Here is a 22,721-nt window from a genome sequence, read left to right on the forward strand (position 1 = left end):
CATGGAACTCGTAACCACAGACAAGATCCTGCTCGTGGATGATGACGAAAACGTCCTGCAGGGCTATTTCCGGAACCTGCGCCGCCATTTCTCCATCGAGGTCGCCCTGGGGGGCGAATCGGCACTCCAGGCCCTGGAGAGCCATGGCCCCTTTGCGGTCGTGGTAGCGGACATGCGCATGCCCGGCATGACCGGGCTGGAGCTCCTCAAGAGCGTCAGGGATCGCTGGCCGGAAGTCGTGAGGATCATGCTCACCGGCAATGCGGATCAGGGAACCGCTGCAGATGCCGTGAACCAGGGAGAGGTCTTCCGGTTCCTGAGCAAGCCCTGTGACTCCGATCACATGCGGACAGCGATCCTCGCAGCCCTGCGCCAGTACCACCTGACCCAGGCAGAAAAGATCCTTCTCGAAAGGACCCTCATGGGCAGCATCCGGGTCCTGACGGATCTCCTGGGTCTGCTTGATCCAGAAGCCTATGGGCGTTCCCAGCTGATCCGGGAGCGGGTCCGGACCCTCGGCACGGTGATGGGTCTCGAAAACACCTGGGAACTTGAGATGGCCGCCATGCTCTCCCCCATCGGCCTCGCGGTCCTCCCCCGGGGCCTGGCGGCCAAGTGCCGGGAGAAACGTCCTCTCTCCCCCAAGGAAAGCGCCCTGGTGGACCGGGCCCCCGAGTTCGGGGCCAACCTCCTGGAAAATATCCCGCGCATGGGGCATGTGGCCCAGATCATACGGCTCCAGGCCAAGCAGGACCCCGATGGCACAGACCCCCTTGAGGCCCGGATCCTCCGAGGTGTCACGGACTTCACCCTGCGGGAGCAGGCCCGGAAGGACGCACAGGTCGTCATCGAAGACATGAAGCTGGATTCCAAGAACCCGGATCTGGAGCTGATCTCCCTCCTGGAGCGCCATTTCACCGTCATGCTTTCCCCGCCCCCCAGGGCGAGGGCCCTTCCCCCCCGGGAGCTGAAGGAGGGGATGGTCCTGGCCCACAACGTAGAGGATGCATCAGGGCAGACCGTGCTGCTGGCGGGCCTTCGCCTGGGGCCTGCACACCTGGACCTGCTGAACACCCTGCAGGAGCTCCGCAGTCTGGAAGAGCCTGTCCATGTTCTCGAGTACTGAGTGGAGACCCCGTGGCCCAGAAAATCCTTTTCGTGGACGATGAAGAAAATGTCCTATCGGCCTACACCCGGGTGCTCCGAAAACGTTTCCTGATCGAGACGGCCCTGGGAGGCGCTGAAGCCCTCGAACGGCTGGGGACTTCTGGCCCGTTTGCGGTCATCGTCTCGGACATGCGCATGCCGGAGATGGATGGGGTCCAACTCCTCGCCAAAGTGAGAGAGATCTCGCCAGACACCATCCGGATCATGCTCACAGGCAACGCGGACCAGCAGACGGCCACAGATGCTGTCAACAAAGGCGCGATCTTCCGTTTTCTTACCAAGCCATGTGAGGCGGAAACCCTGGGATCCGTCCTCCAGGCCGCCCTGAGACAGTACAGGCTCGTAACCGCCGAGAAGGAACTGGTCGAACAGACCCTGAGGGGAGCCATCGCCATGCTGGTGGAACTGCTCTCCCTGCTGGATCCCGAAAGCTTTGGGCGCTCCCAGCGTCTGGCGGAACTCTCGGAGCGGGTAGGTCTGGCAATGGGCCTGGACGAGCCCTGGTACCTGGGGGTCGCTTCGGTCCTCTGTCAGATTGGCGTACTCACGGTCCCCCCCCAGGTGATGGAGAAGACCCGTCGCGGAGGCATCCTGAACTCCGCTGAAAGAGAGATTTATGCCCGCGTGCCTGAGATCGGATCCAACCTGATACGGAACATCCCCCGTCTGGAGGAGGTGGCTGAAGCCGTCTACTACGCCCAGAAGAACTTCAACGGGTCAGGCTTCCCCCCGGACAATCTGAAGGAAGGCGCCATTCCCCTGGGGGCCAGGATTCTGCGGGTCGTGGGGGACTACCTCGGCCTGCTCCCCAAGAAGCCAGGCCCCCTCGCCACCGTGCAAGACATGTTCGCACGCACGGCCTGGTACGACATAGAGGTGCTCCAGGCTCTCAGGAAGGTGCTGCAGGCGGAAGCAAACGAGACACGCTCACCGTCGGAACCCGAGCCCATGACGCTGCGGGAACTCTCCGCGGGAATGCAGGTCCTGGACAACGTGGAGACCCAGAACGGTTGGCTGGTCATCCCCGCCGGAACCATCCTGAGGGAGACCCACCTGGAGAAGCTGAAGAACTTCGCGATGCTCACGGGCCTGAAGGAGCCCATTGCAACCCTGCGAGCCTGAAAAGCCCCAACACTATAAACAAATCATTTTTTTCGTCCTGATACCACTCCAATCATCACGGCAGCACTCTGTTCATTGCTGCTGGCATCCACAATCCGCACCAGAACCCGGTCGCCCTTGACGTGCTCCCTGGGCACCAGGATGTCGAAGTGCTCCTCCTTGCGGTCGAAAACCCGATCCTCGGGGGCGATCTGGAGCCATGTGTCGCCATTTGCGGAAAGAGCCGCTTCCTTGAGGAGGGAACTCTCATCCTTGGCAGCGAAGCGTATGCGAACGCCCTCTCCCTCCTGGGTGGCACTCAATTCGCTGATCACAGGCGGCGTGTGGTCCACCATAAAAGCGGCGGTGCGCCAAACGGCGCTGAGGGCGCCATTGAAGGGCTGGGTGGGGGCGTCGCTGGCCACCACTTCCAGCCGGTAGCGGCCATCCGGCACCGGCAGGGTGTCAAAGGTGAAAAAGCGTTCACGCCAACTGTTCTCCAACTCGATCGCCCGCCCCCTATCCGGCAGGAGGCGGATCTGGAAGGCGAGCTGATCGGCGTTGGGATCGTTCACCCGGAACAGGAAGGCCTGGGAGCCGCGTCGGAAGCCCCGCTTCTCCCCCGCTGCAAGCCCGATGGCGGGGATCAGCTTCTGGGTTTCCAGGGGCACCCGCTCGATGCCGAGTTCCTCGGCGGGCCCCTGACGGGTGACGACAAGCCCCGGGGGCAGGACTTCCACCTCGGACCAGACGGGCGCCAGATTGCGGTTGGCCCAGTGGACTTCAATCCCCTCCACGGTGGGGGTGGTCCCCCCCCTGGAACTGCTGAGCTTGACCCGGAACTGAGAGAAGCGGGAGGGATTCATGCTGGGACGCTCCCCGCTCTGGAGGGGCGGCGTCCAGGGGGTCCACGTGGCGTCCGGAGTCTCGGTGAAGCCCGAGCGGAACTGGAACTCCACCTTGGTGCCCGAGGGGGTCTCGGCATCCAGGTAGGCCCGTCCCCAATCCGCCAGTGGGCTCCCCTTTATGATCCGGCCGTCGAGGGCTCCCTCGGTGGCCTGGACTTCCGAAAGGTTGTGCAGTTCAGCCGGATTGGAGCCCACCACCAACAGCTCCTGGCCGGACTTGAGGAAAGCCGTGGCCTGGGCCGTACCCAGATCGTTCAGGACGCTGAAGGATTCCAGGGCCCGTGCCGCATCGTCCAGGGGGACGGCGAAGAGCCGCCCACGATTCCCGGTGCCGACCAGCAGCTGCCCATTCCAGGCGGTCATGGCAAAGATCTGGCTCTGGGCGCTCTGCCAGAGGGTCTCCGGAACGCGGCTCCGATCCAGGCGCATGAGGAGGGATCTGGTCCCAGCGCTGGGTCCCGCCAGGTAGCCCTCCCGGCGCTCCAGTTGCCCTGTGGAGAATCGCTGGGCCAGACCGTTGTTGGCCCCCACGTAGATCTGCCCCTCGTGGAGCACCAGACCCCGGACCTCCTCCATGCCGGTGGCCATGAGGGTCTCCAGGCGATCCCCAGCCCCCATGCCCGAGTATCGCACCACGAGGCCTTTGCCATGGGTCCCCAGATAGAAGCCCCCTTGTCCGTCGGGGACCATGGCGGTGAAGGCCCTTTCATCGGGTAGTTCCGCCAGCTTGCGACAGGTCCCCTCCCTGGCCAGGGTCAGCGTGGCGCCCCGTTCCCCGGCGCCCGCGAGTACCAGATCCGAGCCCTGGACGGCGATGTTCCAGACGATCTTCATCTCGGTATCGGCGAAGGGCTTCACGTCGCCAGCGGGGTTGATGCGGTAGAGCTTGCCCTCGCCACTGGGAGCCACGATGAGATCACTTCCCAGGCGGGCCATGGCGAAGACGAGCCCCCCCTTCACCTGGGTCAGGGGCTTCACCTGCCCGCCCGTGAAGTGGAAGAGCCGACCTTCGTTGCCTGCGCTCAGGTAGGCTCCGCCCGCACCGTCCGGCACCGAAGCCCAGATGACCCCCTCGGGCACCTGGGCCACCCGCCGGAGATTGGGTGCAAGACGAAGCTTCCCATCGGCTCCGATACGGACCCCCCGGTTCTCGGCCCCCAGCCAGTCGTTGAAGCTCGAAAAGCGGGCCTGGGGAGGCTCCGCCAGGAGCGTCAGGCCACACACCGCCAGGGGGATCATCTTGCTGAAACGCATGGATACTCCGTGAGACTCGAAATCAAACAGAAAGAACGAACCCAGCGGGGCATGGCAGAGGGACATCTCCTCCCCACTCTTTCCCCCTGTGCCCTCTGTGGTGACTCTTTTCCAAAACGCCGCTACTCAATCTCCACCTCAAGGCCCACCAGCCCGTTCACTTCCCGTTCCAGGGGCAGCAGGGAGCGGCTGATGATGTGCTTCTGAAGCTGGTTGGAGCGGGAATCCCCATCACTGCCCAGCATGGCGCTCACGCTGGGGGGGATCCCCTCGATGCGGGAGCCCCGAAGTCCTGCGCCGGGCTGGGCCTGGACCAGGAGCGCGTACGCGTGATTGTTCCGGAGGCTCCCGTTGATGAGCCGCACCATGTCGCCCAGGCTGGCGATCTCGATGGCCCGCTCGTCGGGGTCGGCATTAAGCAGGCTGAGACCGTCCCCCACCATCAGGGTAGCCATGCCTGGGTTGGCAGAAGAGGGCACGTTCACGTTGAAGGTGGCGGTCTCCCGCACCCCCTGGATGTTCTGGAGGGTCACCAGCACCGGCAGGACTTCGCCACGCTTCACCCTCGCCTTGAGGATGCGGACCCCGGCAATGGCCGTACGATCCAGGCGTTCCTCGGCCTTGATGCTAATGGAGATGCCCTCGAACACCGGCCGCTCGAAGGGATTGAGGGTGATGGCCTGGAGGATGCCCCCCACGTACTGGGCAATCCGTGTGGAATTGAGGTCCGCCACCATGTTCTCGATCTGGATGGGGGGATGGCCCGCGAGCTTGATATGGCCCTGCATGGCCAGACTGGTGAAGCCCAGGGCCCGGACCTGGGTGTTGAGGGTCTGCATCACCGCCGTGGCCGCCAGGGCCGGGGTGGCGGTGGGGTGGTCCATGATATCGAAACGGTAGTTGAGGTTCCGCTTCCCTCCCAGGTTGAGCCCAACCCGCAGGGGGATCATCTTCGCCTCGGCCCCCAGAGTCCCGGCCACCCCGGCGCTCCGATCCAGGCGCAGCGCCCCCACGGGAGCCACCGGCTGGGCCAGCTTGAAGGAGGTGGAGTAGCTGGCCACGTTCCCGGCGACGGTGGCGGACCAGAGGGGAAGGTCCACCGGACCGAGGTTGAAGAGCTGGTGCCCGAAGAGGAGCACCTTCTTGCCGCTGACATAGGTGATGGTGCCCGAGGCCGCGAACTCCATGTCCCCCTGCATGAGGGCGATGGAGGCCATCCCCCCCGGCTCCAGGGGACTGGCTTCACCAAGGCCGTGCCCGGCTCCGTTGCTCGCTGCGGCGAACTGAACGGAGGTGCCCTCCCAGAGGGCCTTGACCTCTGGATCCAGCCTGGAGCCGCTCAGGACCAGAGGCATCTGCTCCGCCCCGGCTCCCATGAGCTGGGAGAGAGGGATCATCTCGCCCCGGAGGGCGGACTTCAGAACCTTGGGGGGCTCCAGCTTGGGCAGAATCAGGGGAGTTCGGATGGCCGGGGTCTCCGGAAGGTCCTTGAGCTGATCGAGCATCTCCCCAATGGGCGTGACGCCGCCGATGGGCTCCTTCTGGAACTGCCAGCCCGAAGACAGGGCGCCGATGAGCTTGCCGTCGATATAGCAGGGAGAGCCGCTCATGCCCTGCATGATCCCGGTTTCCGCCAGGGGGCCGCCACTGGCCCTCACCAGGATCATGCTGCGGCCAGGGGCAGTGCCCCGCTGCACCCCCAGGACCTCGAAATTGAACTTCTCGATCTTTCCGCCCAGGAAGACCGTGCGCCCGTATCCCTTCATGCCGGGCCGGATCTCGTGGAGGCCCATGGTCTGGGAAGGGGCCTGGGCCACGAGACTGAGGCCGGAAAGGCCCATCACACAGGAGAAAAGCAATCGATTCATGAGGCGTGTCCCAGATCCACATTAGCACCTGGAATGGGTCCTCCAGAGCAGCGGGCACTATGGCAATGCGCCAAAGGAGCCTGGGGTTCCGAGTGTGGCTACGCGGGCTTCCGGGGTGGGCTCTTTCTTCGCCCATCGGGATCATGGAGCTCCGGATAGAGCTTCCGGGCGCAGTCCTCGCAGAGCCCGTGGGTGAACTGGGCCCCGGAGCGGGTCGAGATATAGGATTCCATGGGCTCGTAGACCCCTTCCTCGTTGCGGATCTTCCGACAGGAGGCGCAGATGGGCAGGATGCCCTCCAGGGTGTCCACCCGCATGGCAAGGGCCTCGGTCTGCTCCTGGATGGTGTCGGCCATCAGGTTGAAGTGGTGCTTCAAGCGCCCGACCTCATCCACCCCCTCCTCCGGGGCCCGCACCCCCACCTCTCCCGAGGCGAAGCGGTTGATCGTATCCTCCAGCCGCCCCAGGGGCCTCAGAATCTGCCGGGAGAACCAGAAGCCCCCGAATACCACCAGGAGCAGCGTCAGGACGCAAGCCAGAGTGGTCAGAAGCAGGATCCGCTGGGAATGGGAGTAGACCTCGGTTTCGTTCACCGCGATCCCCACGACCCAGGGCTCGGATTCCAGTCGGCGCAGGGAAACCCAACGCGCAAAACCACCGCGGACGTACCGTGACTGGACAGGCTGCCCGGTCGCCACCGTCTGGAACACCGTCTGAATGCTGTGAGCATTCAAGCTAATCCGAACGGGGTGCTCCCTCCCCAGGAACTGCTGGCTGGCCTGGATCTCCTGGAGACGTGACGCTGGGATGGGCGTGATGGCGGTGTAAACCAGATCGGGTTGAGAGTGCGCCAGGAAAATGCCATCGGCATTGATCAGGTAGGCGACCTTGCCCTCCGCAGATCGGGCGCGGATTTCCCTCTGGACCCTGGCCATGCCGATCCGGAGGACAATGACTCCCAGGATCCGCCCCCCCCGCTCCACCCTCTCTGCAAAGAAGACACACGGATCATGGGTAACCAGACCGATCTGCCAGTCAGCCAGATGGGATCGTCTGGCCATGGCATCCTGGAAATAGCCCCTGAAGGCGTAGTTGACCCCAAGGAACCTGGGTTCGCTGGAGGCCGTGCACAAGCCATCCGTGCGAATCATGAAGAGGGCATCCAGATCCTCGTCCAGCGCCAGCTCCTGCTGGAGCCAGGCATTCATGGCGCCCTTACGGGCCGCGTCGGGATGGGCCTCCGCCAGGAAAGACGCCACCTCGGATGTCAGGGCCAAGTGCCGCACCAGCTTCGAGTTCGAGGAAATGTATTTATCTATGTATGAACAGAGCTGTTGAGACTGGTCCGAGAGTCGGGAGAGTTCAAGGACCACGGCCCTCTGGCGCTCGGCGAGAAAGCTGTAAACCCCAAGGATCAGCACCGGAAGCAGGCCGGTCACCAGCAGGGCCCCCAGCACACGCCCCCTGAGGGAACGGGGCTTCCATCCCCTTCGTCGCCAGGAATGAGTGGACTCTTCGTTCATGCTCAACACCTGCCCTCCTTTCGGCCTTTCCGGACTCCGGGGTGAATCCGGTGGATGGTAGGCTGGGATCATGCGAATTCTTGTGACGGGCGACGTGGTGGGTGAACCTGGCCGAAGGCTGCTGGAGGAGCACCTGCCCACCCTCCGACGGGAACTGAGCTTGGATTTCGTCGTCGTCAACGGGGAGAACGCGGCCCACGGGCACGGCATCACCGAACGCATCGCCAAGGGCTGGTTCGAGGAGCTGGGGGTGGATGTCATCACCACCGGCAACCACGCCTTCGACGTGAAGGACATCGTGAGCTACTTCCAGAAGGAGACCCGCCTCCTCCGCCCCGCCAACTACCCCCCCGGCACCCCGGGGAACGGCTACGTGAAGCTTCACACGCACTCTGGGCTGGAGGTCCTGATCATCAACCTCATGGGCCGGGTCCAGATGCCCCCCTGCGATTGCCCCTTCCGCTGCGCGGACGCCATCCTGGCCAAGGAGCGGGCCGATCTCGTGCTGGTGGACTTCCACGCCGAGGCCACCAGCGAAGCCCAGGCCCTGGGCTGGCACCTGAATGGCCGCGTGGCCGCCGTGGTAGGCAGCCACACCCATGTGCCGACCCTGGATGCCCGGGTCCTGACCAACGGCACCGCCTACGTCACGGACATCGGCATGGTGGGCCCTTACGAGAGCGTCATCGGCATGAAGATCGAAGCCAGTCTGAGCCGCTTCCTCAAGGCCCGGGGCGAACGCTTCGAAGTGGCCGAGCGGGACCTCCAGTTCCACGCCATGCTCATCGAGACCGATCGAAAGAAGGCCACGAAGATCGAGCGGATCGTGCGCACGCTATAAATGGTTAATCGCAAAGCCGATAACCCACCCCCAGTTCCGTCTGGAGGTGTTTCGGGCGGGTCGGATCCGGCTCCAGCTTGTGGCGCAGCTGGTTCATGCAGACCCGGAGGGAGTGGACCTGCTGGAGGCAGGCCGCACCCCAGACCTCTTTCAAGAGCTGGTTGTGGGTCAGCACCTTGCCCGGGTGCCGCATCAGCGCCACCAGGAGCTTGAACTCGTTGGGGGTGAGGTGCACCCTTTCCCCTCCGCGGGTGACGATGCGGGTCTCCAGATCCACCCGTAGATCCCCGATCTCCAGCAGCGGACTCGCCCCCTGGATTCCAGGGCGATTCCGAAGCGCCACACGGATCCGCGCACCTCTCCGATCTGCATGAGCACCATCTGGGAGAGCCCGGCCAGGGGTGACATGGCATCGTGCTGGGCGTTCACGCTGCCGTTGCTGGCGGCGGTCGTGGCCGTGGACCAGAGGACCGAAGCATCGATCCCGTGGCGAAGTTCCTTGCCCTCCAGGCTGCCAACGGCCTGGACTAGAGGGTCACCCGCACCAAGTCCACCCAGAAGCTGCCCAGGTTGGTGGCCTTCCTGCGCCGGATGCCCCGGGCCACCGCGGCCATGACGGAGATACCCGTAGCTGCGGAGAGGAAGTTCTGGACCGTGAGCCCCAGGGCCTGGCTCAGGTAGCTGAGGGCGGCCTCGCCACTGTATGCCTGCCAGTTGGTATTCGTGATGAAACTCACCGCCGTATTGAAGGCGAGAGGCCAGCTCATCGGTCCAAAACCCTGGGGATTCATGGGGAGATGGTGCTGGAGACGCAGCAGGGCGAGCAGTCCAGCGAACAGGATGCCAAGGAGCGGGCTCATTGGAACCGCTCCGGGCGCAAAAGCGCCACCACAAGATATGCCGCCAGGCCAGAGGCCAGGACGGCGGCCAGAATCCGGAGTCCGAACATGGAACCACCTCCACGTACACGTTCGGCCAATCCGTGTCAGGGCGCTGTCAGGATGCGCCCGAAAGGCATCAGGATTGTGTCAGGACGACTGCCCTGAGCCCTGGGATGGCACCCAGAGCGTCCCGGCCACCTCGCCCAGGAGGACCTGGATGTCCTTGATGCCGTAGGGTTTCATCAGGGTCCACACCAGGGAACATCCCGTCACATGGCTTCTCACAGCGTCCTCCAGGTGTCCCGAACAGAACACGATGGGCAGACCTGGGCGCAGGGAGCGCAGGCGGGTCAGGGTCTCGACCCCGCTGAGTCCGGGCATGTTGTGGTCCAGGACGACCACATCCACCTCCAGGCCCTCCTCGATCTGCCGCAGACCGCTGCTGCCGTCCTCGGCCGTCGCCAGAACGCGGTGCCCCAGGATCTCCATGAATTCCGGGAAGGTCTCGCGGATCAGTTCGTCGTCGTCGATGAGCTGGATCCGGAGGGACCTTACACAGGCGGATCCGGAAGGAGCCGCGAGGGGTGACAGCGTGGCTGGGGCCAGGTCGCTCCCCGGAGCAGGAAAGCGGAGGATGACCCTCGTGCCCTTGCCCACTTCGCTCTGGATATCCATGGATCCGCCATGGGCCTTCATCGTTCCGTACACACCGGAGAGGCCGAGTCCGGTGCCCTTCCCCTTGGGCTTGGTGGTGAAGAAGGGCTCGGTGACATGCGCCAGGACTTCCGGCGCGATGCCCTGCCCCGAGTCCTCCACGGAAAGCTCTGCGCAGCCATCCCCAAGCCTTCGGGTCCTGAAGCGCAGCACCCCTCGCTCGGGCATGGCATCGATGGCGTTGATGCAGAGGTTCATGAGGGCGTTCCCGATGGAGGAGGAATCGCCGAGGACCTGAGGTAGGGTCGCATCCAGCTCCGTCTGGAGCTCGATCCGCTGGAGCGTGGTGTGCTGGAGCATCTCCACCTCGTTCCGCACGACCTGGTTCAGGTCCAGGAAGGAGGGCTGTTGTAGGCCTTTCCGCGCGAAATCCGTGAGGTTCTTCACCAGATCCCCGCCGCGAGTGCATGCGCTCAGGATGAGGTCCAGCCCTGAAGCCAGACCCGGATCCTCAGCACACTTCACCTTCAATACAGAGGTCATGCCCTGAATCGCCTGCAGGACGTTGTTCATGTCATGGGCGACTCCCCCAGCAAGGCTACCCAGGCTATCGAGCTGCTGCATGTGCTGGAATTCGGCCTCCAGTCTGCAACGTTCCTCCTCGCTGCGCTTCCGCTCCGTGATGTCTTCGAAGACCGTTGCAAAAGCACCCGGCTGGAGGGAGAAGGCACAGATATGGAAGTGGCGATCCATGGGGGCGAAGTAGGCATCAAAGGCCAGGGGGGCTCCGCCAGCCGCCATGGAGACGAATTTGTCAAGGTAGGGAGGGCCCTCTCCCCCATAGATTTCACTCGCCAGCCGCCCCTTGCTGTGGTCGGCCTTGAGACCGGTCTGCGTCTCGTATGCTGGATTGACATCCAGGATCCGGTAGTCGATGGATTTGCCTTCGGAGTCGTAGATGACTTCGTGAATGGCCACCCCTTCGATCATCGAATCAAAGAGGGAACGGAATTTCGCTTCACTCCGCCGGAGGGCTTCCTCTGCATTCTTCTGATCAGTGACATCGATGGTCAAACCCGCCAGGAAGGTGGGCCTTCCCTCCTGTTTCACGGGGAACTTGATGGTCGTGAAGTGTTTCCCGCCCAGGGCTTCGTCAACCCTCACCAGGGCGCCTTCCTGGAGGATCCGCCGATCATCCTCGATCATGCTCTTGGCCAATTCTGGCGGGAAGAGTTCCTCCATGGTCCGACCTAGGATCTGGTCCATCGGCTTTCCCACCATCTGCTCGAAATTGCGGCTCAGCAGGATGGGACGCAGTTCCGCATCCTTGAAGAAGAAATAGATCGGGCTGTATTCCAGGAAGAGATGAAAGAGATGCTCCAGAGTGCGGTACTTCTCCTCGGTTTCACGCAGGGTCCGTTCAGCCGTTTCGGCGGGTATCCCCTTGCTGTTCTCGTCTTCCACGTGCCATCCCCCGGGAACTTACGGTATTCAGGCTGCTGTCCAGTGTTTCAGGAAATATAGGCCAACCCGAACGAAATACAAAGAGGAGCCATCACTGCTTGACCCAGGGCGAATATTCAGAAAGACTGGATTTCTCATGCGTTCCGCGTCCCTCAGCCTTATGCTCCTGAACCTGCTCCTTAGCGGCGCGGGACGGGACTGAGCTGATTGCAGAACATCTTCTCAACCCCCTCCTGCGAAAGCCGGAGGGGGTTGCTGGCATGCAGGCATCTCGATCACCTTCGGCACGCCCGTCTTTCGGAGATATCGTGAAGGCTCACCGCTACCACCCAGTTCCCCCTGTCGACCTGCCGGGTCGCCAATGGCCGAACCGCACCCAGACAGCCCCACCCCGCTGGTGCAGCGTGGACCTGCGGGACGGCAACCAGTCCCTGGTGGAACCCATGGCCTGGGACCGCAAGCTGGCCTTCTTTGAAACCCTCCTCCAGGTGGGCTTCAAGGAGATCGAGGTGGGTTTCCCCGCCGCCTCCCAGATGGATTTCGAGTTCATCCGCCGCCTCATCGAGGAGGACCGCATCCCGGAGGATGTGACCATCCAGGTGCTGACCCAGGCCCGGGAGCCCCTCATCGCCCGCACCATCGAGGCCCTCCAGGGTGCCAAGCGGGTGATCATCCACCTCTACAACAGCACCTCTGCCCTCCAGCGCCGGGTGGTCTTCGAACAGGACAGGGACGCCATCAAGGATCTGGCGGTCCAGGGCACCCGCTGGGTCAAGGAGGCCGCCAAGGGTCTGAGGGATTGCGAGGTGGTATTCGAATACTCCCCCGAGAGTTTTTCCGACACGGAACTGGACTTTGCCGCCGAAGTTAGCGATGCGGTCATCGAGACCTGGAACCCCACGCGCCCCGGAGAGATGATCCTCAACCTTCCCAACACCGTGGAAAGAACCTCTCCCAACCACTACGCCGACCAGATCGAGTGGATGGTCCGCCACCTGAAGCACCGGGAGCGAGTGGTGATCAGCCTCCACGCCCACAATGACCGGGGCTGCGCCGTGGCTGCCACGGAACTCGGGCTTCTGGCAGGAGGCGAACGGGTGGAGGGCACCCTATTCGGGAACGGTGAACGCACCGGCAACGTCGACCTGGTGACCCTGGGCCTCAACCTCCTCATGAGCGGCGTGGATCCAGGCATCAGACTGGACAACCTGCCGGAGTTGGTGCGAGTCTTCGAGCACTGCAACCGCCTGCCCATCCCTCCCCGCCACCCCTACGCTGGAGAGCTGGTATTCACCGCATTCAGCGGCTCCCACCAGGACGCCATCAAGAAGGGACTGGCCATCCTCAAGGCGGAAGGACGCTCGGATTGGGAAGTGCCCTACCTCCCCCTGGATCCTGCGGACGTGGGGCGACAGTATGAACCGATCATTAGAATCAACAGCCAGTCCGGCAAGGGGGGCGTGGCCTTCGTCCTGGAGGAGAACTACGGCTTTGCACTCCCTAGGGAACTGGCTGCTGAGTTCAGTGGAGAGGTGCAGCATCTCGCCGACACCTCGGGCGAGGAACTCGTCCCCGCGCGCATCTGGCAGGCCTTTGAAAGCGAGTATCTGTGCCCGGGTCGTTTCAGGCTGGCGGACTACGACAGCCGCCGCCTCCTGGGATCGGACACCTGCCAGATCCAGGCCAGCCTCCAGGACGGATCGTCGACCATCACCCTGGAGGGCACGGGCAAGGGCCCCATCGACGCCTTCGTCAAGGGCTTGAACCAGCAGCTGGGCAAAGGCATCCACGTCCGGGGCTACCACGAACACGCCCTGGGAGACGGCGAGGACGCCGAGGCCGTGGCCTACGTCCAGCTCAGGCTCGCGGATGGCTCCACAGGCTACGGCGTCGGACAGGACGCGGATATCGCCACGGCCAGCCTCAAGGCCGTGCTGAGCGGTCTGAACCGCCTGCTCCCCAGGGCCTGAGCCCGTTTGACATCAATCGTAAAGGCAGGCATTCAGGGCTCTGCCATGGAATGGGATCGCCGGGAAAAACAGAATCGTCCACAGAGAAACAAGATGGACATCGATAAAGAAATAATCTACGGGCGGGACACCTGGGCCTGCCCCGCAACGCGGGGGCGGACGGCGAAGCCGCCCGCGTTCAGCAAGGGAGAGGGAGGCGGAGGCAAGCGAGCTTGCCATAGCCTCCCTCTCCCTTGCTGAACCAGTCCCAGGCGCCCAGGTGGACTTCCTTGATCTGCCATGAAAGGGGGGACCGCCTGCTCGCTGCGCTCGCGATGTCCCCCCTTTGACCCCCACGTGGTGGCCGGGCAAAGCCCGACCATCACGTCTGTGTGCATCCTGTGCATCGGTGGTTGAAAATGCCTTTGCTTTTCCAAGAGCAGAGAGATCAAGCTTCGCAACGCCGATAACTGGGGCGTCCTTTATCCGCGTGCATCCAATTTATCCGCGGCCAACAGGCTTTTCTCCTCGGGGAAAGCGTGAGGCGAGCCACCAGGCCAGACACATGATGGCTCCGCCCACCCCGAGGCGGATCCAGGCAGCCTTTTCCCCGAAGAGCAGCACGGCCACGAGCATGGCCGAGGGGATCTTCAGGTCGTTCATCACCGCCAGGACCCCGGCGTTGACCTTCCGTGCCCCGACATTCCAGAGGAAGAAGCCCATCCCGGAGGCGATCACGCCCAGATAGAAGAGCACACCCAGCTGGATCCTGCCCAGGACAGGCAGACCTCGGCTGACCAGGCTTGGAATGGCCGCCACCCCCGCGACGAGGGCGGCCCCCACCGCACACCAGGCGAAGGCCTGAGCATTGCCCAGCCCCAAGCCTCGCCCCATGGCCCGGCGATACCAGACCTGCCCGGCGGCGAAACAGAGATTGGAGGCCTGGATCAGCAGAAGCCCCTTGGGGGAGGCCATACCGAGCCCCTTCAGGCCGACATCCAGGATTCCGAGGCTGATAGCGGTCCCCAGCGCGGACAGCAGCGCGCAGCCCAGGAAAAGCCACTGGATCCGGTGCTCCAGGAGATCGTCCAGGAGAATGACGTAAAGGGGGGTCATGATGGTGGCAAGGGCGGCTTCATGCGCCTGCAGAGTTCCAAAGGAGCGCGTGTAGAAGAAGGACATGGCTCCGAATTGGATCGCACCGATGGCAGTAAGCTCCATGGCCTTCCACCCGTGAACCTTCTTCCATGAGAGGAAAGGAAGGAACACTGCCAAGGTGAGTCCCAGGCGCACGGCGTTGACGATATCCGGCGGCACGGAGACCAGGTAGGTCTTGATGAGACTGAAGGATGCAGCCCAGATGAAGGAGACGATGAGGAGATTTACCACGCGCGGGATTCCGACAGAACGATGGCCGATGCACCATCATCCCGCGTAAAAAGGGACCCCATGGGTCCCTTTTTACATTCAATAAAAGTCATTTGCCGACTTCCAGGCTATTCGGCTTCCACGTACTGGTGGGCGATCTCCTCGCCGCGCAGGACGCGGAGGGTTCCGAGGGTCAGGGACTCCATCTCGTTCTCACCAGCCAGGACCTCCACGGGGGCGATCCAGGAGATGCGCTCCTTGATGAGGTTGCAGACCATCTCGGAGTAGGCGATGCCACCAGTGAGGATGATGGCGTCCACCTGGCCGCAGAGCACGGTGGCCATCTCGCCCACGCCCTTGGCGATCTGGTAGGTCATGGCCTCCAGCAGGAGCCGGGCCTGAGCGTTGCCCTCGTTGATCATCTTGATCACTTCGCGCACGTCCACGGTGTTCAGGTAAGCCTTGAGGCCGCCGTCGCCACGGAGCTTCTTGTGCATGCCGCGCTTGTCATACTTGCCGGAGTAGCAGAGATCCACCAGACCGGCGGTGCCGATGCGACCGGCGCGCTCGGGGCTCATGGGACCCTCGTTGTCAGGGATCACGTCGACCAGGCGACCCTTCATGTGGGCATTGACGGACACGCCGCCGCCCATGTGGACCACCACGAAGTTCATGTCCTGGTAGGTCTTGCCCTTGGACTTGGCGCACTTCATGGCCATGGCCCGGGAATTCAGGGTGTGGGTGACGCTGGTGCGGGGGAGCTCGGGCACGCCTGTGACCCGGGCGACGTCCAGAAGCTCATCCACCTTCACGGAGTCATAGATGAAGGCCTTCACCCCGATGCTCTGGGCGATCTCGAAGGCGATGAGGGCGCCGAGGTTGGAGGCGTGCTCCAGGACGGGGTTGAAGCGGAGGCGCTTCACCATGGTCTCATTGACCTCGTAGGCGCCGGACTTGACCGGGGGCAGCATGCCGCCACGGCCCACCACCGCCGCCAGTTCCTTGACGTCGAAGCCATTCTCCTTGAGGAGAGCCAGCACATGGTCCTTCCGCATCTCGAACTGCTCGGCGACATGGGAGTACTTGGCGACCTCCTCAGCGGGGTGGTCCAGGGTCTTGGTGAAGAGTTCCTTCTCGTCCTCGTAGACCGAAATCTTGGTGGACGTGGAACCGGGGTTGATAGCCAGGACTTTGCAGCTCATCGGACATTCCTCGGGAAAGGGGAGGCACATGAGGCTTTTGAAACCTGTATGCGCCGCTAAAAGAGAAAACCCCAAAGACGAGCTAGGCTTGCCTTTGGGGCTGTATCGGCGAGGGGGATGAGAAAGCGCCGCCGGGGCACCCCACCCTCCCCCCCATATGACTACACCTGCGCCATACCCAGCTTGAGGGCCTTGATGTTCAGTTCCGCCAGGGCGGGCTTCACGTTCTCCTTGATGATGCGCTCCCAGTCCAGGGTGTCGAGGCCCATGGACTTCACGGTGGCGCCCAGCAGGATCACGTTCATCACCTTGGAGTTGCCCAGCTCAGTGGCCAGCTTGGCCGCGTCGATGGAAGTGGTCGGAACCTTGGCGCCCAGCTCCTCAATGATGCCTGCGGGGTAGTCCACCTTCCCCGTCACGATGGGCATGGACTTGATCTCCCAGTTGTTCACCACGACCTTGCCCTTGGGGTTGAGGTAGTTCAGCCAGCGCATGGCTTCCATCTTCTCAAAGGCCACCAGGATGTCAGCGCCACCCTCTTCAATCACGGGGGAGTGGACTTCCTTGCCGTAGCGCACCTGGGAGGACACGGAGCCGCCCCGCTGGGACATTCCGTGGATCTCGCTCATCTTCACGTCATAGCCGGCGTCCATGAGGGCGACGGTCAGAAGCTTGGCGGCGAGAATGGTGCCCTGTCCGCCCACACCCACCAGCATGATGCTCTTGGTCATTACTTGGTCTCCTTGGAAATGGCCTGGATCTTGGGGGGGCAGGTCTGGATGCAGACACCGCAGCCCACGCACTGGTCGCGGATGATCGAGACCTTCTTGGCGGCCGCATCGTAGGAGAGGGCGGGGCAGCCGGTCTTGATGCAGCTCTTGCACCCGATGCACTTGTCCTGGTCAATAACAGACTTGCTCTTGAAGGCTTCGGGGAACTCGGCCTTGTCCTGGGCGGAGAACTTCTTCAGCACGCAGGGCCAGCGGGTGATGATGACGGAAGGCTCAGCCTCGTTGGCCAGGGCCCAGTCGATGGCGTACTTCATGGCCGTCAGATCGTTGGGATCGACCTGCATGACGTTCTTGAAGCCCATGGCCTTGACCACACCCGCAATCTCGATCTCGGGGGTTTCCAGACCCTGGAGGGTGTAGCCGGAAACGGGGTTCTCCTGGTGGCCGGTCATGCCGGTGATGCGGTTGTCCAGGATGACGGTGATGGTGTTGCTGCGGTTGTAGGCAATGTTGACCAGACCGTTCATGGCGGTGTGGAAGAAGGTGGAGTCACCGTGAACGGCAACCACGCGCTTCTTGGCGTCGCCTTCCAGCATGTTGAAGACCTGCTGGGCGCCGTGGCCGGTGCCGGTGCTGGAACCCATGCAGTTGGACCAGTCGGTGGCATTGTAAGGCTCGGTGAAGGCCAGGGCGTAGCAGCCGATATCACCAGCGATGACCACGTTCTTCTTCTTGCCGATTTCGTAGAAGAAGCCGCGGTGGGGGCAACCGGCGCAGAGCGTGGGGGGACGATCCACCACCTTGCTGCCATCGGTTTCGATGGTGTCGCAGGGCTTACCATAGACGGACTTGCGGATGACATCGGGGGTCATCTCGCCGTTGAAGGGGAAGAGGTTCTTGCCGAAGCACTCGAAGCCCAGGAGGCGCACCTGCTCCTCGATCCAGGGGTCGTTCTCTTCGATGACGTAGACCTTCTTGACCTTGGAGCAGAACTCCTTGATCTTGCCGGTGGGCATGGGGTAGGTGAAGCCCAGCTTCAGGTAGGAAGCGGAATCCCCGAAGACTTCCTTGGCGTAGTTGAAGCAGACGCCGGAGGCGATCACACCGATCTCGTCGCTGTTCATCTCGGCGAAGTTGAGGGGGGTGTTCTCGGAGTAGACCTTGAGCTTCTCGGTGCGGGCCTCGACCTGGACGCGCTGGACCCGGGACATGGCGGGAACGGGGATGTTCTTCTTGATGTCCTTGACATAGGGCTTGACGCCCACTTCGGTACGCTCGCCACACTCGACGATGCCCTTGGAGTGGCAGACCCGGGTGGTCATGCGGAAGAGCACGGGGGTGTTGTACTCCTCGCTGATCTCCATGGCGACCTTCACCATGTCCTTGGATTCCTGGGCGGTGGAGGGCTCCACCATGGGAATCTTGGCGTGCCTGGCGTAGTTGCGGTTGTCCTGCTCGTTCTGGGAGGAGTGCTGGCCGGGCTCGTCGGCGGTCACGATCACCATACCGCCCAGGGGGCCGGTGTAGGCGAAGGTGAACATGGGATCGGCGGCGACGTTCAGACCCACGTGCTTCTGGGAACAGATCGTGCGGGCGCCAACCATGGACGCACCGATGACGGCCTCCATGGCGACCTTCTCGTTGGTGGCCCACTCGGCGAGGATATCGCCCTTGTAGAGAGCCAGGTTTTCGAGAATCTCGGTGCTGGGGGTTCCAGGGTAGGCCGAGGCGTACTTGACACCGGCTTCCCAGGCGCCCCGGGCGACGGCTTCGTCGCCAGTCAAGAGCTTCTTCATGGGTCTTCCTCCATCCATACGTGGATAAGTGTTAAAAAAAACCAGTTATACCGACATGGGATCAAAACTCACGAACAAAAGCCCCGTCCAGTGCAACCATCGAAGCCGAGCCTCGCACCTGGTCATACCTTTCGTGTTTCTCCCCATGACAATGGACCCGCATGAAAGAGATTTTCAGTTTGAAGACTCCCTGTGGCAACAATAATCACCACGCGTTTACAGGTTGTTGACCGAGGTCACAGCCCGCAGCGACAGGCCTTTCCGGCCAACCGGGAAGAAGGATCGGGCCATTAGCCGAATCGCGCCAGCCCAGGATGGAAGTCCAGGGATGGCGCGAGCATCAAGCAGGTAGGAACGAAAGCGTCTACTTGGGGGGGTGGGGGTGGAACTGGAGGTCCGGGCACTTTTCGGCAGTGGTGCGCCGCTGCCAGTCGTTCTCGAAGAGGATGGCCGAGTTCCCCTCGCTGTCCTCCACCAGTTCGCCCCAGTAGCGGCTGGGCTCTGGCCAGCCGCCCTCGATCCAGCGGGCCATCTGGAAGCCCCGGGGTTCCATGAGCACCGCGCAGGCGTATTCGTCCTTGAGGCGATGCTGGAGCACCTCGAACTGGAGGCGACCGATGGCCCCCAGGATGGGCAGAGGTGCGCCCCCCTTGGGCCAGAAGACCTGGACCACTCCTTCTTCGGCGATCTGCTGAAGCCCCTTCAGGAATCCCTTCCGGGCTCCGGGGTCCGCCAGACGCACGCCACTGAACTGCTCGGGCGAGAAGCGGGGCACGGCGTGGAACTCAAGGGGACCCGAGGCGCTGAGCACATCGCCGATGCGGAACATGCCGGGATTGATGAGGCCCAGGATGTCACCGGGATAGGCCTCGTCCACGATCTGCCGCTCCCGCCCGAAGAACATGTGGGGGTAGTTGAGCTTGATGGACTTCTTCTCCCGCACGTGAAGGGCGTCCATGCCCCGCTCGAAGTGTCCCGAGACGATGCGGGCGAAGGCCACGCGATCCCGGTGGGCCTTGTTCATGTTGGCCTGCACCTTGAACACGAAGGCCGTGAAGGGCTGCTCGGCCTTGACTTCTCCACCATTGGCCAGGGGTCGCCCCTGGGGACAGGGGGCCATCTCCAGGAACTCGTCCAGAAACTCGGCGATGCCGAAGTTGTTGAGAGCCGATCCAAAGAACAGGGGGGACTGGCGTCCCGCCAGGAACTCCTCCACATCGAAGCTGGGCAGGACGTGGTCCATCAGTTCCACATCCTCCTTGAGCTGCTGGAGTTCGCCCGCGGTGAGGAGCGAGGCGATCTCGGGATCATCCAGGCTTCCCTGCCCTGCCACCCGGGCCTTCCGCCCGGCCTTGGTGCGTTCGAAGACCTGGATCTGCCCCGTGGCGCGCACATAGACGCCCTTGAAGTCAGGGCCGGAGCCGATGGGCCAGGTCATGGGCACGGCGTGGAGCCCGAAGAGCTCCTCCACCTCGTCGATGAGCTCGATGGGTTCGCGACCGGGCCGGTCCAGCTTGTTGACGAAGGTGAAGATGGGGAGCTTGCGCTCGTTCGCCACCCGGAAGAGCTTCTTGGTCTGCTCTTCCACGCCCTTGGCGCAGTCCAGAAGCATCACGACGCTATCCGCCGCCGTGAGGGCCCGGTAGGTGTCTTCGCTGAAGTCCTGGTGGCCCGGCGTGTCCAGCAGGTTGATGATGTGGTCGTGATACTCAAACTGCATGGCGGCAGAGGTCACAGAGATGCCGCGCTCCTGCTCGATGGTCATCCAGTCCGACTGGGCCATGCCTGAACCTTCGCGACCCTTCACCGAGCCAGCCCGGTCGATGGCGCCGCTGTAGAGCAGCAGCTTCTCCGTCAGGGTCGTCTTGCCCGCGTCCGGGTGGGAGATGATGGCGAAGGTCCGCCTTTTCTGGATTTCGTCGACAAGAGCCATGTTGGACGCCACAAAAAGGGAGCGGCCGGTCGGCCGCTCAGTAGAGGATTCTAGCACGTTTGGCGATGCCCGCCCCGAGGGGCATCGCCAATATGTCATCATTCAGATTGACCATGTCCTTCCCCCGTTCCCGCTTCCGCTCCAAAGGCCTGTCTCCCATCCGGGAAGCGGGGCTGAAGGGCCGGGAGGCCGTCGAGGCCCGGATGGAACAGCGCCTGCGCCGGGCTTGGCCCCTGATCGTGGGCCCGCTGCTGATGAACCACACCCGCCTGCTGCGAGTGCGCGCCGGCATACTGCTCGTGGGCTGCTGGCAGGTGAGTGCCATCCAGAATCTGCGCCTCTCCGCCGAAGCCACATGGCCCCAGGTCCAGGAGAGGATCAAGAGAATGCTCAAGCTGGACCTCCAGCGGATTGAGATTGTCCCCTGCGACCCCCCACCGCCTCCGGCTGCCCCCCTGCCGCCAAAAGACGAGGATCCCCTCCTGGCAGTGCTGGAACTCCTGCGCCAGCGCAGGAAGGAAGGCTAGACAAAGCTCGCAGAGCAAGGTACGATCGGATCTTTCGGGGCGTGGCTCAGCCTGGTAGAGCGCTCGGTTCGGGACCGAGAGGTCGGAGGTTCGAATCCTCTCGCCCCGACCAAAAATGGACGGCAAAAGCCGTCCATTTTTGTATCTGTCGGGGCGAGAGGATTCGAACCTCCACCAGATGCGGTGAGCACAGCAGGGCGCCATAATACTTGACACAGTCAATGACTATGTCAAACAATCTCCCAGGCAACTTGGACCGGAGGGAGCATGCCACTTCAGGAGACTGACCATATCCGCCTCGCGGCACACCAATGCAGCGCCTGCTGGAAGTGCTTCGACGTTTGCAAGAATCGGGTTTTCAGGAAAATCGATCTTCCGTGGCACAAACACGTGTGCATCAGCGCACCCGAAAGGTGCACCGGATGCCGTGCATGCATCCGCCAGTGCAAGTATGGAGCGATCACACCAGCCTCCGAGCCCCAGGGGACCAAGGCGAGAACCTTGAACCCGGTTGGCACCCTGGCGAACATTGCCCTCCTCGTAAGTGGCCTGGCGACCGCCATCTCAGGACTCGCGATCCAGGTGGGGTTCCACCTGGGCGCCGCATCCCGGACGGTGAGGGCGTCGATACACCCATCTGATTTACCGGCGCTTACCGTCTGGGGGCTGGACAAGCCCCAGTGGGGGCTTTTTCATAAAGTCGCAATCACAATCTTTTCCTTGCTCCTCATCCAGCACGTCATCCTCCGACGTTCCTGGTACGCACGCCTGCTGCGGCGGGGGAGCCCTTCCGGTCACCCTCAACTCCTTTGGCTCACGGTCCTCATGCTGTTCGTCGCCATCACGGGGCTGGTGCCATGGGGACTGACCCTGCTCGGCGGCTCCCCCCACCTCCGATTCATGCTTGTTGAGGTGCATGACAAGTTGGCGCTTCCGCTGACGATCCTTCTGATTCTTCACATCGCGCAACGGGTTCCGCGTTTCATCTCTCGCGCTCAGCGGCGCGGCAATCGTTGACGTGTGCCATGAAACATGTGGAAATCGCCCCATGAACACACGTGCCGAACAGATGGGAAAAGGACTGGACCATTCAGGCGGAGAGCCGCACCTGCTGCGAGAGATCGTGCGCACGCATCAGGTCTTGATGGCTGCGTTCTCTCGCGAAGTCGGCACTCCCTTGGCTCGCCTTGGAGTGATGCGCCTGCTGGCGGTGAGTGACCGCGAAATGGGTGTGATGGACTTGGCCCGTCAGCTCAACATCAACGCCGCCGCCGTAACTCGTCAGGTGCGTGACCTTGAGCAGGAAGGGCTCGTCAAAAGATCCACCGATGCGCGTGACGGGCGCCGCAGTTACATCACCTTGAGTGAAAAGGGAGCGATTCTCTTCTCAGAATTCCACGACCGGAGCCACAAACTGGAGGAAGCGCTGGCAAAGCGGCTCAACCCCGATGAGCTTGCCGTTGCGGCTCGTGTTCTAGGTCAACTGCGCGAATTTCTGGAAGGATAGCCTTTGGAGTCAGGCTTCACGCAGGAACCATCACGATCCTGCGGTTG

18 protein-coding genes, 1 tRNA gene and 2 pseudogenes are annotated in these 22,721 nt (G+C 62.9%); 9 read left to right on the forward strand and 12 right to left on the reverse strand.

The annotated features are described in order from the left end of the window. Window position 1 precedes the first annotated feature (1 nt). Window positions 2-1,126, forward strand: a complete 1,125-nt coding sequence (locus tag HOLFODRAFT_RS19015) for a response regulator (RefSeq protein ID WP_005032612.1) — start codon at window positions 2-4, stop codon at window positions 1,124-1,126. 11 nt (window positions 1,127-1,137) lie between these two features. Further along, window positions 1,138-2,289, forward strand: coding sequence for an HD domain-containing phosphohydrolase (locus tag HOLFODRAFT_RS0202925; RefSeq protein WP_005032614.1), 1,152 nt, complete (start codon window positions 1,138-1,140; stop codon window positions 2,287-2,289). Window positions 2,290-2,312: 23 nt separating this feature from the next. On the opposite strand, the gene HOLFODRAFT_RS0202930 is transcribed toward HOLFODRAFT_RS0202925, so the two are convergent. The 3 genes from HOLFODRAFT_RS0202930 to HOLFODRAFT_RS0202940 form a co-directional block, all read right to left on the reverse strand. Next, a complete protein-coding gene (locus HOLFODRAFT_RS0202930; protein ID WP_005032617.1) occupies window positions 2,313-4,430 on the reverse strand; it encodes a hypothetical protein in 2,118 nt (705 codons plus the stop codon). A gap of 122 nt (window positions 4,431-4,552) precedes the next feature. Continuing rightward, window positions 4,553-6,298, reverse strand: a complete 1,746-nt coding sequence (locus tag HOLFODRAFT_RS0202935) for a SpoIVB peptidase S55 domain-containing protein (RefSeq protein WP_005032619.1) — start codon at window positions 6,296-6,298, stop codon at window positions 4,553-4,555. Window positions 6,299-6,396: 98 nt separating this feature from the next. Next, entirely contained in the window at window positions 6,397-7,821 is a 1,425-nt protein-coding gene (locus tag HOLFODRAFT_RS0202940; protein WP_158412902.1) for a HAMP domain-containing protein, read from the reverse strand. A gap of 70 nt (window positions 7,822-7,891) precedes the next feature. Between HOLFODRAFT_RS0202940 and HOLFODRAFT_RS0202945 the strand changes: the two genes are divergently transcribed. Then, window positions 7,892-8,662: a TIGR00282 family metallophosphoesterase gene (locus HOLFODRAFT_RS0202945; RefSeq protein ID WP_005032623.1), complete on the forward strand. Its 771-nt coding sequence runs from the start codon at window positions 7,892-7,894 to the stop codon at window positions 8,660-8,662. A 4-nt stretch (window positions 8,663-8,666) separates the two neighbouring features. Here HOLFODRAFT_RS0202945 and HOLFODRAFT_RS24965 read toward each other — a convergent pair whose 3' ends face one another. The 4 genes and pseudogenes from HOLFODRAFT_RS24965 to HOLFODRAFT_RS22505 all read right to left on the reverse strand — a co-directional run bounded on the left by HOLFODRAFT_RS24965 (window position 8,667) and on the right by HOLFODRAFT_RS22505 (window position 11,661). Next, entirely contained in the window at window positions 8,667-9,005 is a 339-nt protein-coding gene (locus tag HOLFODRAFT_RS24965) for a winged helix-turn-helix domain-containing protein (RefSeq protein WP_005032626.1), read from the reverse strand. 11 nt (window positions 9,006-9,016) lie between these two features. Then, window positions 9,017-9,513 (reverse strand): annotated as a pseudogene (locus HOLFODRAFT_RS24970) (potassium-transporting ATPase subunit KdpA); the annotation flags it as partial. A gap of 5 nt (window positions 9,514-9,518) precedes the next feature. Continuing rightward, window positions 9,519-9,611 (reverse strand): K(+)-transporting ATPase subunit F, encoded by a 93-nt coding sequence (kdpF, locus tag HOLFODRAFT_RS25695; RefSeq protein WP_005032631.1) that lies wholly within the window; start codon window positions 9,609-9,611, stop codon window positions 9,519-9,521. A 79-nt stretch (window positions 9,612-9,690) separates the two neighbouring features. Beyond that, window positions 9,691-11,661, reverse strand: a complete 1,971-nt coding sequence (locus HOLFODRAFT_RS22505; RefSeq protein WP_005032633.1) for a hybrid sensor histidine kinase/response regulator — start codon at window positions 11,659-11,661, stop codon at window positions 9,691-9,693. Window positions 11,662-11,921: 260 nt separating this feature from the next. Between HOLFODRAFT_RS22505 and leuA the strand changes: the two genes are divergently transcribed. Continuing rightward, complete coding sequence (leuA, locus tag HOLFODRAFT_RS0202970) at window positions 11,922-13,631, forward strand: 2-isopropylmalate synthase (protein WP_052572422.1); 1,710 nt, start codon at window positions 11,922-11,924, stop codon at window positions 13,629-13,631. A gap of 480 nt (window positions 13,632-14,111) precedes the next feature. Here the strand turns inward: leuA and HOLFODRAFT_RS19030 are convergent, their stop codons facing one another. From HOLFODRAFT_RS19030 to HOLFODRAFT_RS0202995, 5 genes are all read right to left on the reverse strand, one after another. Then, on the reverse strand, window positions 14,112-14,999 hold the full coding sequence (locus tag HOLFODRAFT_RS19030) for an EamA family transporter (protein WP_005032637.1): 888 nt from the start codon (window positions 14,997-14,999) through the stop codon (window positions 14,112-14,114). 107 nt (window positions 15,000-15,106) lie between these two features. Continuing rightward, window positions 15,107-16,180, reverse strand: a complete 1,074-nt coding sequence (gene buk / locus HOLFODRAFT_RS0202980; protein ID WP_005032640.1) for a butyrate kinase — start codon at window positions 16,178-16,180, stop codon at window positions 15,107-15,109. Between the two features lie 161 nt (window positions 16,181-16,341). Further along, complete coding sequence (locus tag HOLFODRAFT_RS0202985) at window positions 16,342-16,911, reverse strand: indolepyruvate oxidoreductase subunit beta (RefSeq protein WP_005032644.1); 570 nt, start codon at window positions 16,909-16,911, stop codon at window positions 16,342-16,344. Continuing rightward, entirely contained in the window at window positions 16,911-18,707 is a 1,797-nt protein-coding gene (locus tag HOLFODRAFT_RS0202990) for a thiamine pyrophosphate-dependent enzyme (protein ID WP_005032646.1), read from the reverse strand. Before HOLFODRAFT_RS0202990 ends, HOLFODRAFT_RS0202985 begins: the two co-directional genes overlap by 1 nt. A gap of 364 nt (window positions 18,708-19,071) precedes the next feature. Next, window positions 19,072-20,640 carry a peptide chain release factor 3 gene (locus HOLFODRAFT_RS0202995; RefSeq protein ID WP_005032649.1) on the reverse strand — a complete coding sequence of 523 codons (1,569 nt, stop codon included), beginning with the start codon at window positions 20,638-20,640 and terminating at the stop codon, window positions 19,072-19,074. A 113-nt stretch (window positions 20,641-20,753) separates the two neighbouring features. On the opposite strand from HOLFODRAFT_RS0202995, the gene HOLFODRAFT_RS0203000 reads away from it, so the two are divergent. From HOLFODRAFT_RS0203000 to HOLFODRAFT_RS0203015, 5 genes and pseudogenes are all read left to right on the forward strand, one after another. Next, window positions 20,754-21,167 carry a DciA family protein gene (locus tag HOLFODRAFT_RS0203000; RefSeq protein WP_005032651.1) on the forward strand — a complete coding sequence of 138 codons (414 nt, stop codon included), beginning with the start codon at window positions 20,754-20,756 and terminating at the stop codon, window positions 21,165-21,167. Window positions 21,168-21,202: 35 nt separating this feature from the next. Next, window positions 21,203-21,279: transfer RNA gene (locus tag HOLFODRAFT_RS0203005), tRNA-Pro, on the forward strand. Between the two features lie 155 nt (window positions 21,280-21,434). Next, window positions 21,435-21,902: pseudogene (locus tag HOLFODRAFT_RS25700) on the forward strand (DUF4405 domain-containing protein); the annotation flags it as partial. A gap of 90 nt (window positions 21,903-21,992) precedes the next feature. After that, complete coding sequence (locus HOLFODRAFT_RS25205; RefSeq protein ID WP_244432594.1) at window positions 21,993-22,184, forward strand: hypothetical protein; 192 nt, start codon at window positions 21,993-21,995, stop codon at window positions 22,182-22,184. A gap of 31 nt (window positions 22,185-22,215) precedes the next feature. Continuing rightward, on the forward strand, window positions 22,216-22,674 hold the full coding sequence (locus tag HOLFODRAFT_RS0203015; RefSeq protein WP_005032656.1) for a MarR family winged helix-turn-helix transcriptional regulator: 459 nt from the start codon (window positions 22,216-22,218) through the stop codon (window positions 22,672-22,674). Window positions 22,675-22,721: the final 47 nt, after the last annotated feature.

The sequence above is a fragment of the Holophaga foetida DSM 6591 genome, from assembly GCF_000242615.2.
In the GTDB taxonomy this organism is placed as follows: Bacteria; Acidobacteriota; Holophagae; order Holophagales; family Holophagaceae; genus Holophaga; species Holophaga foetida.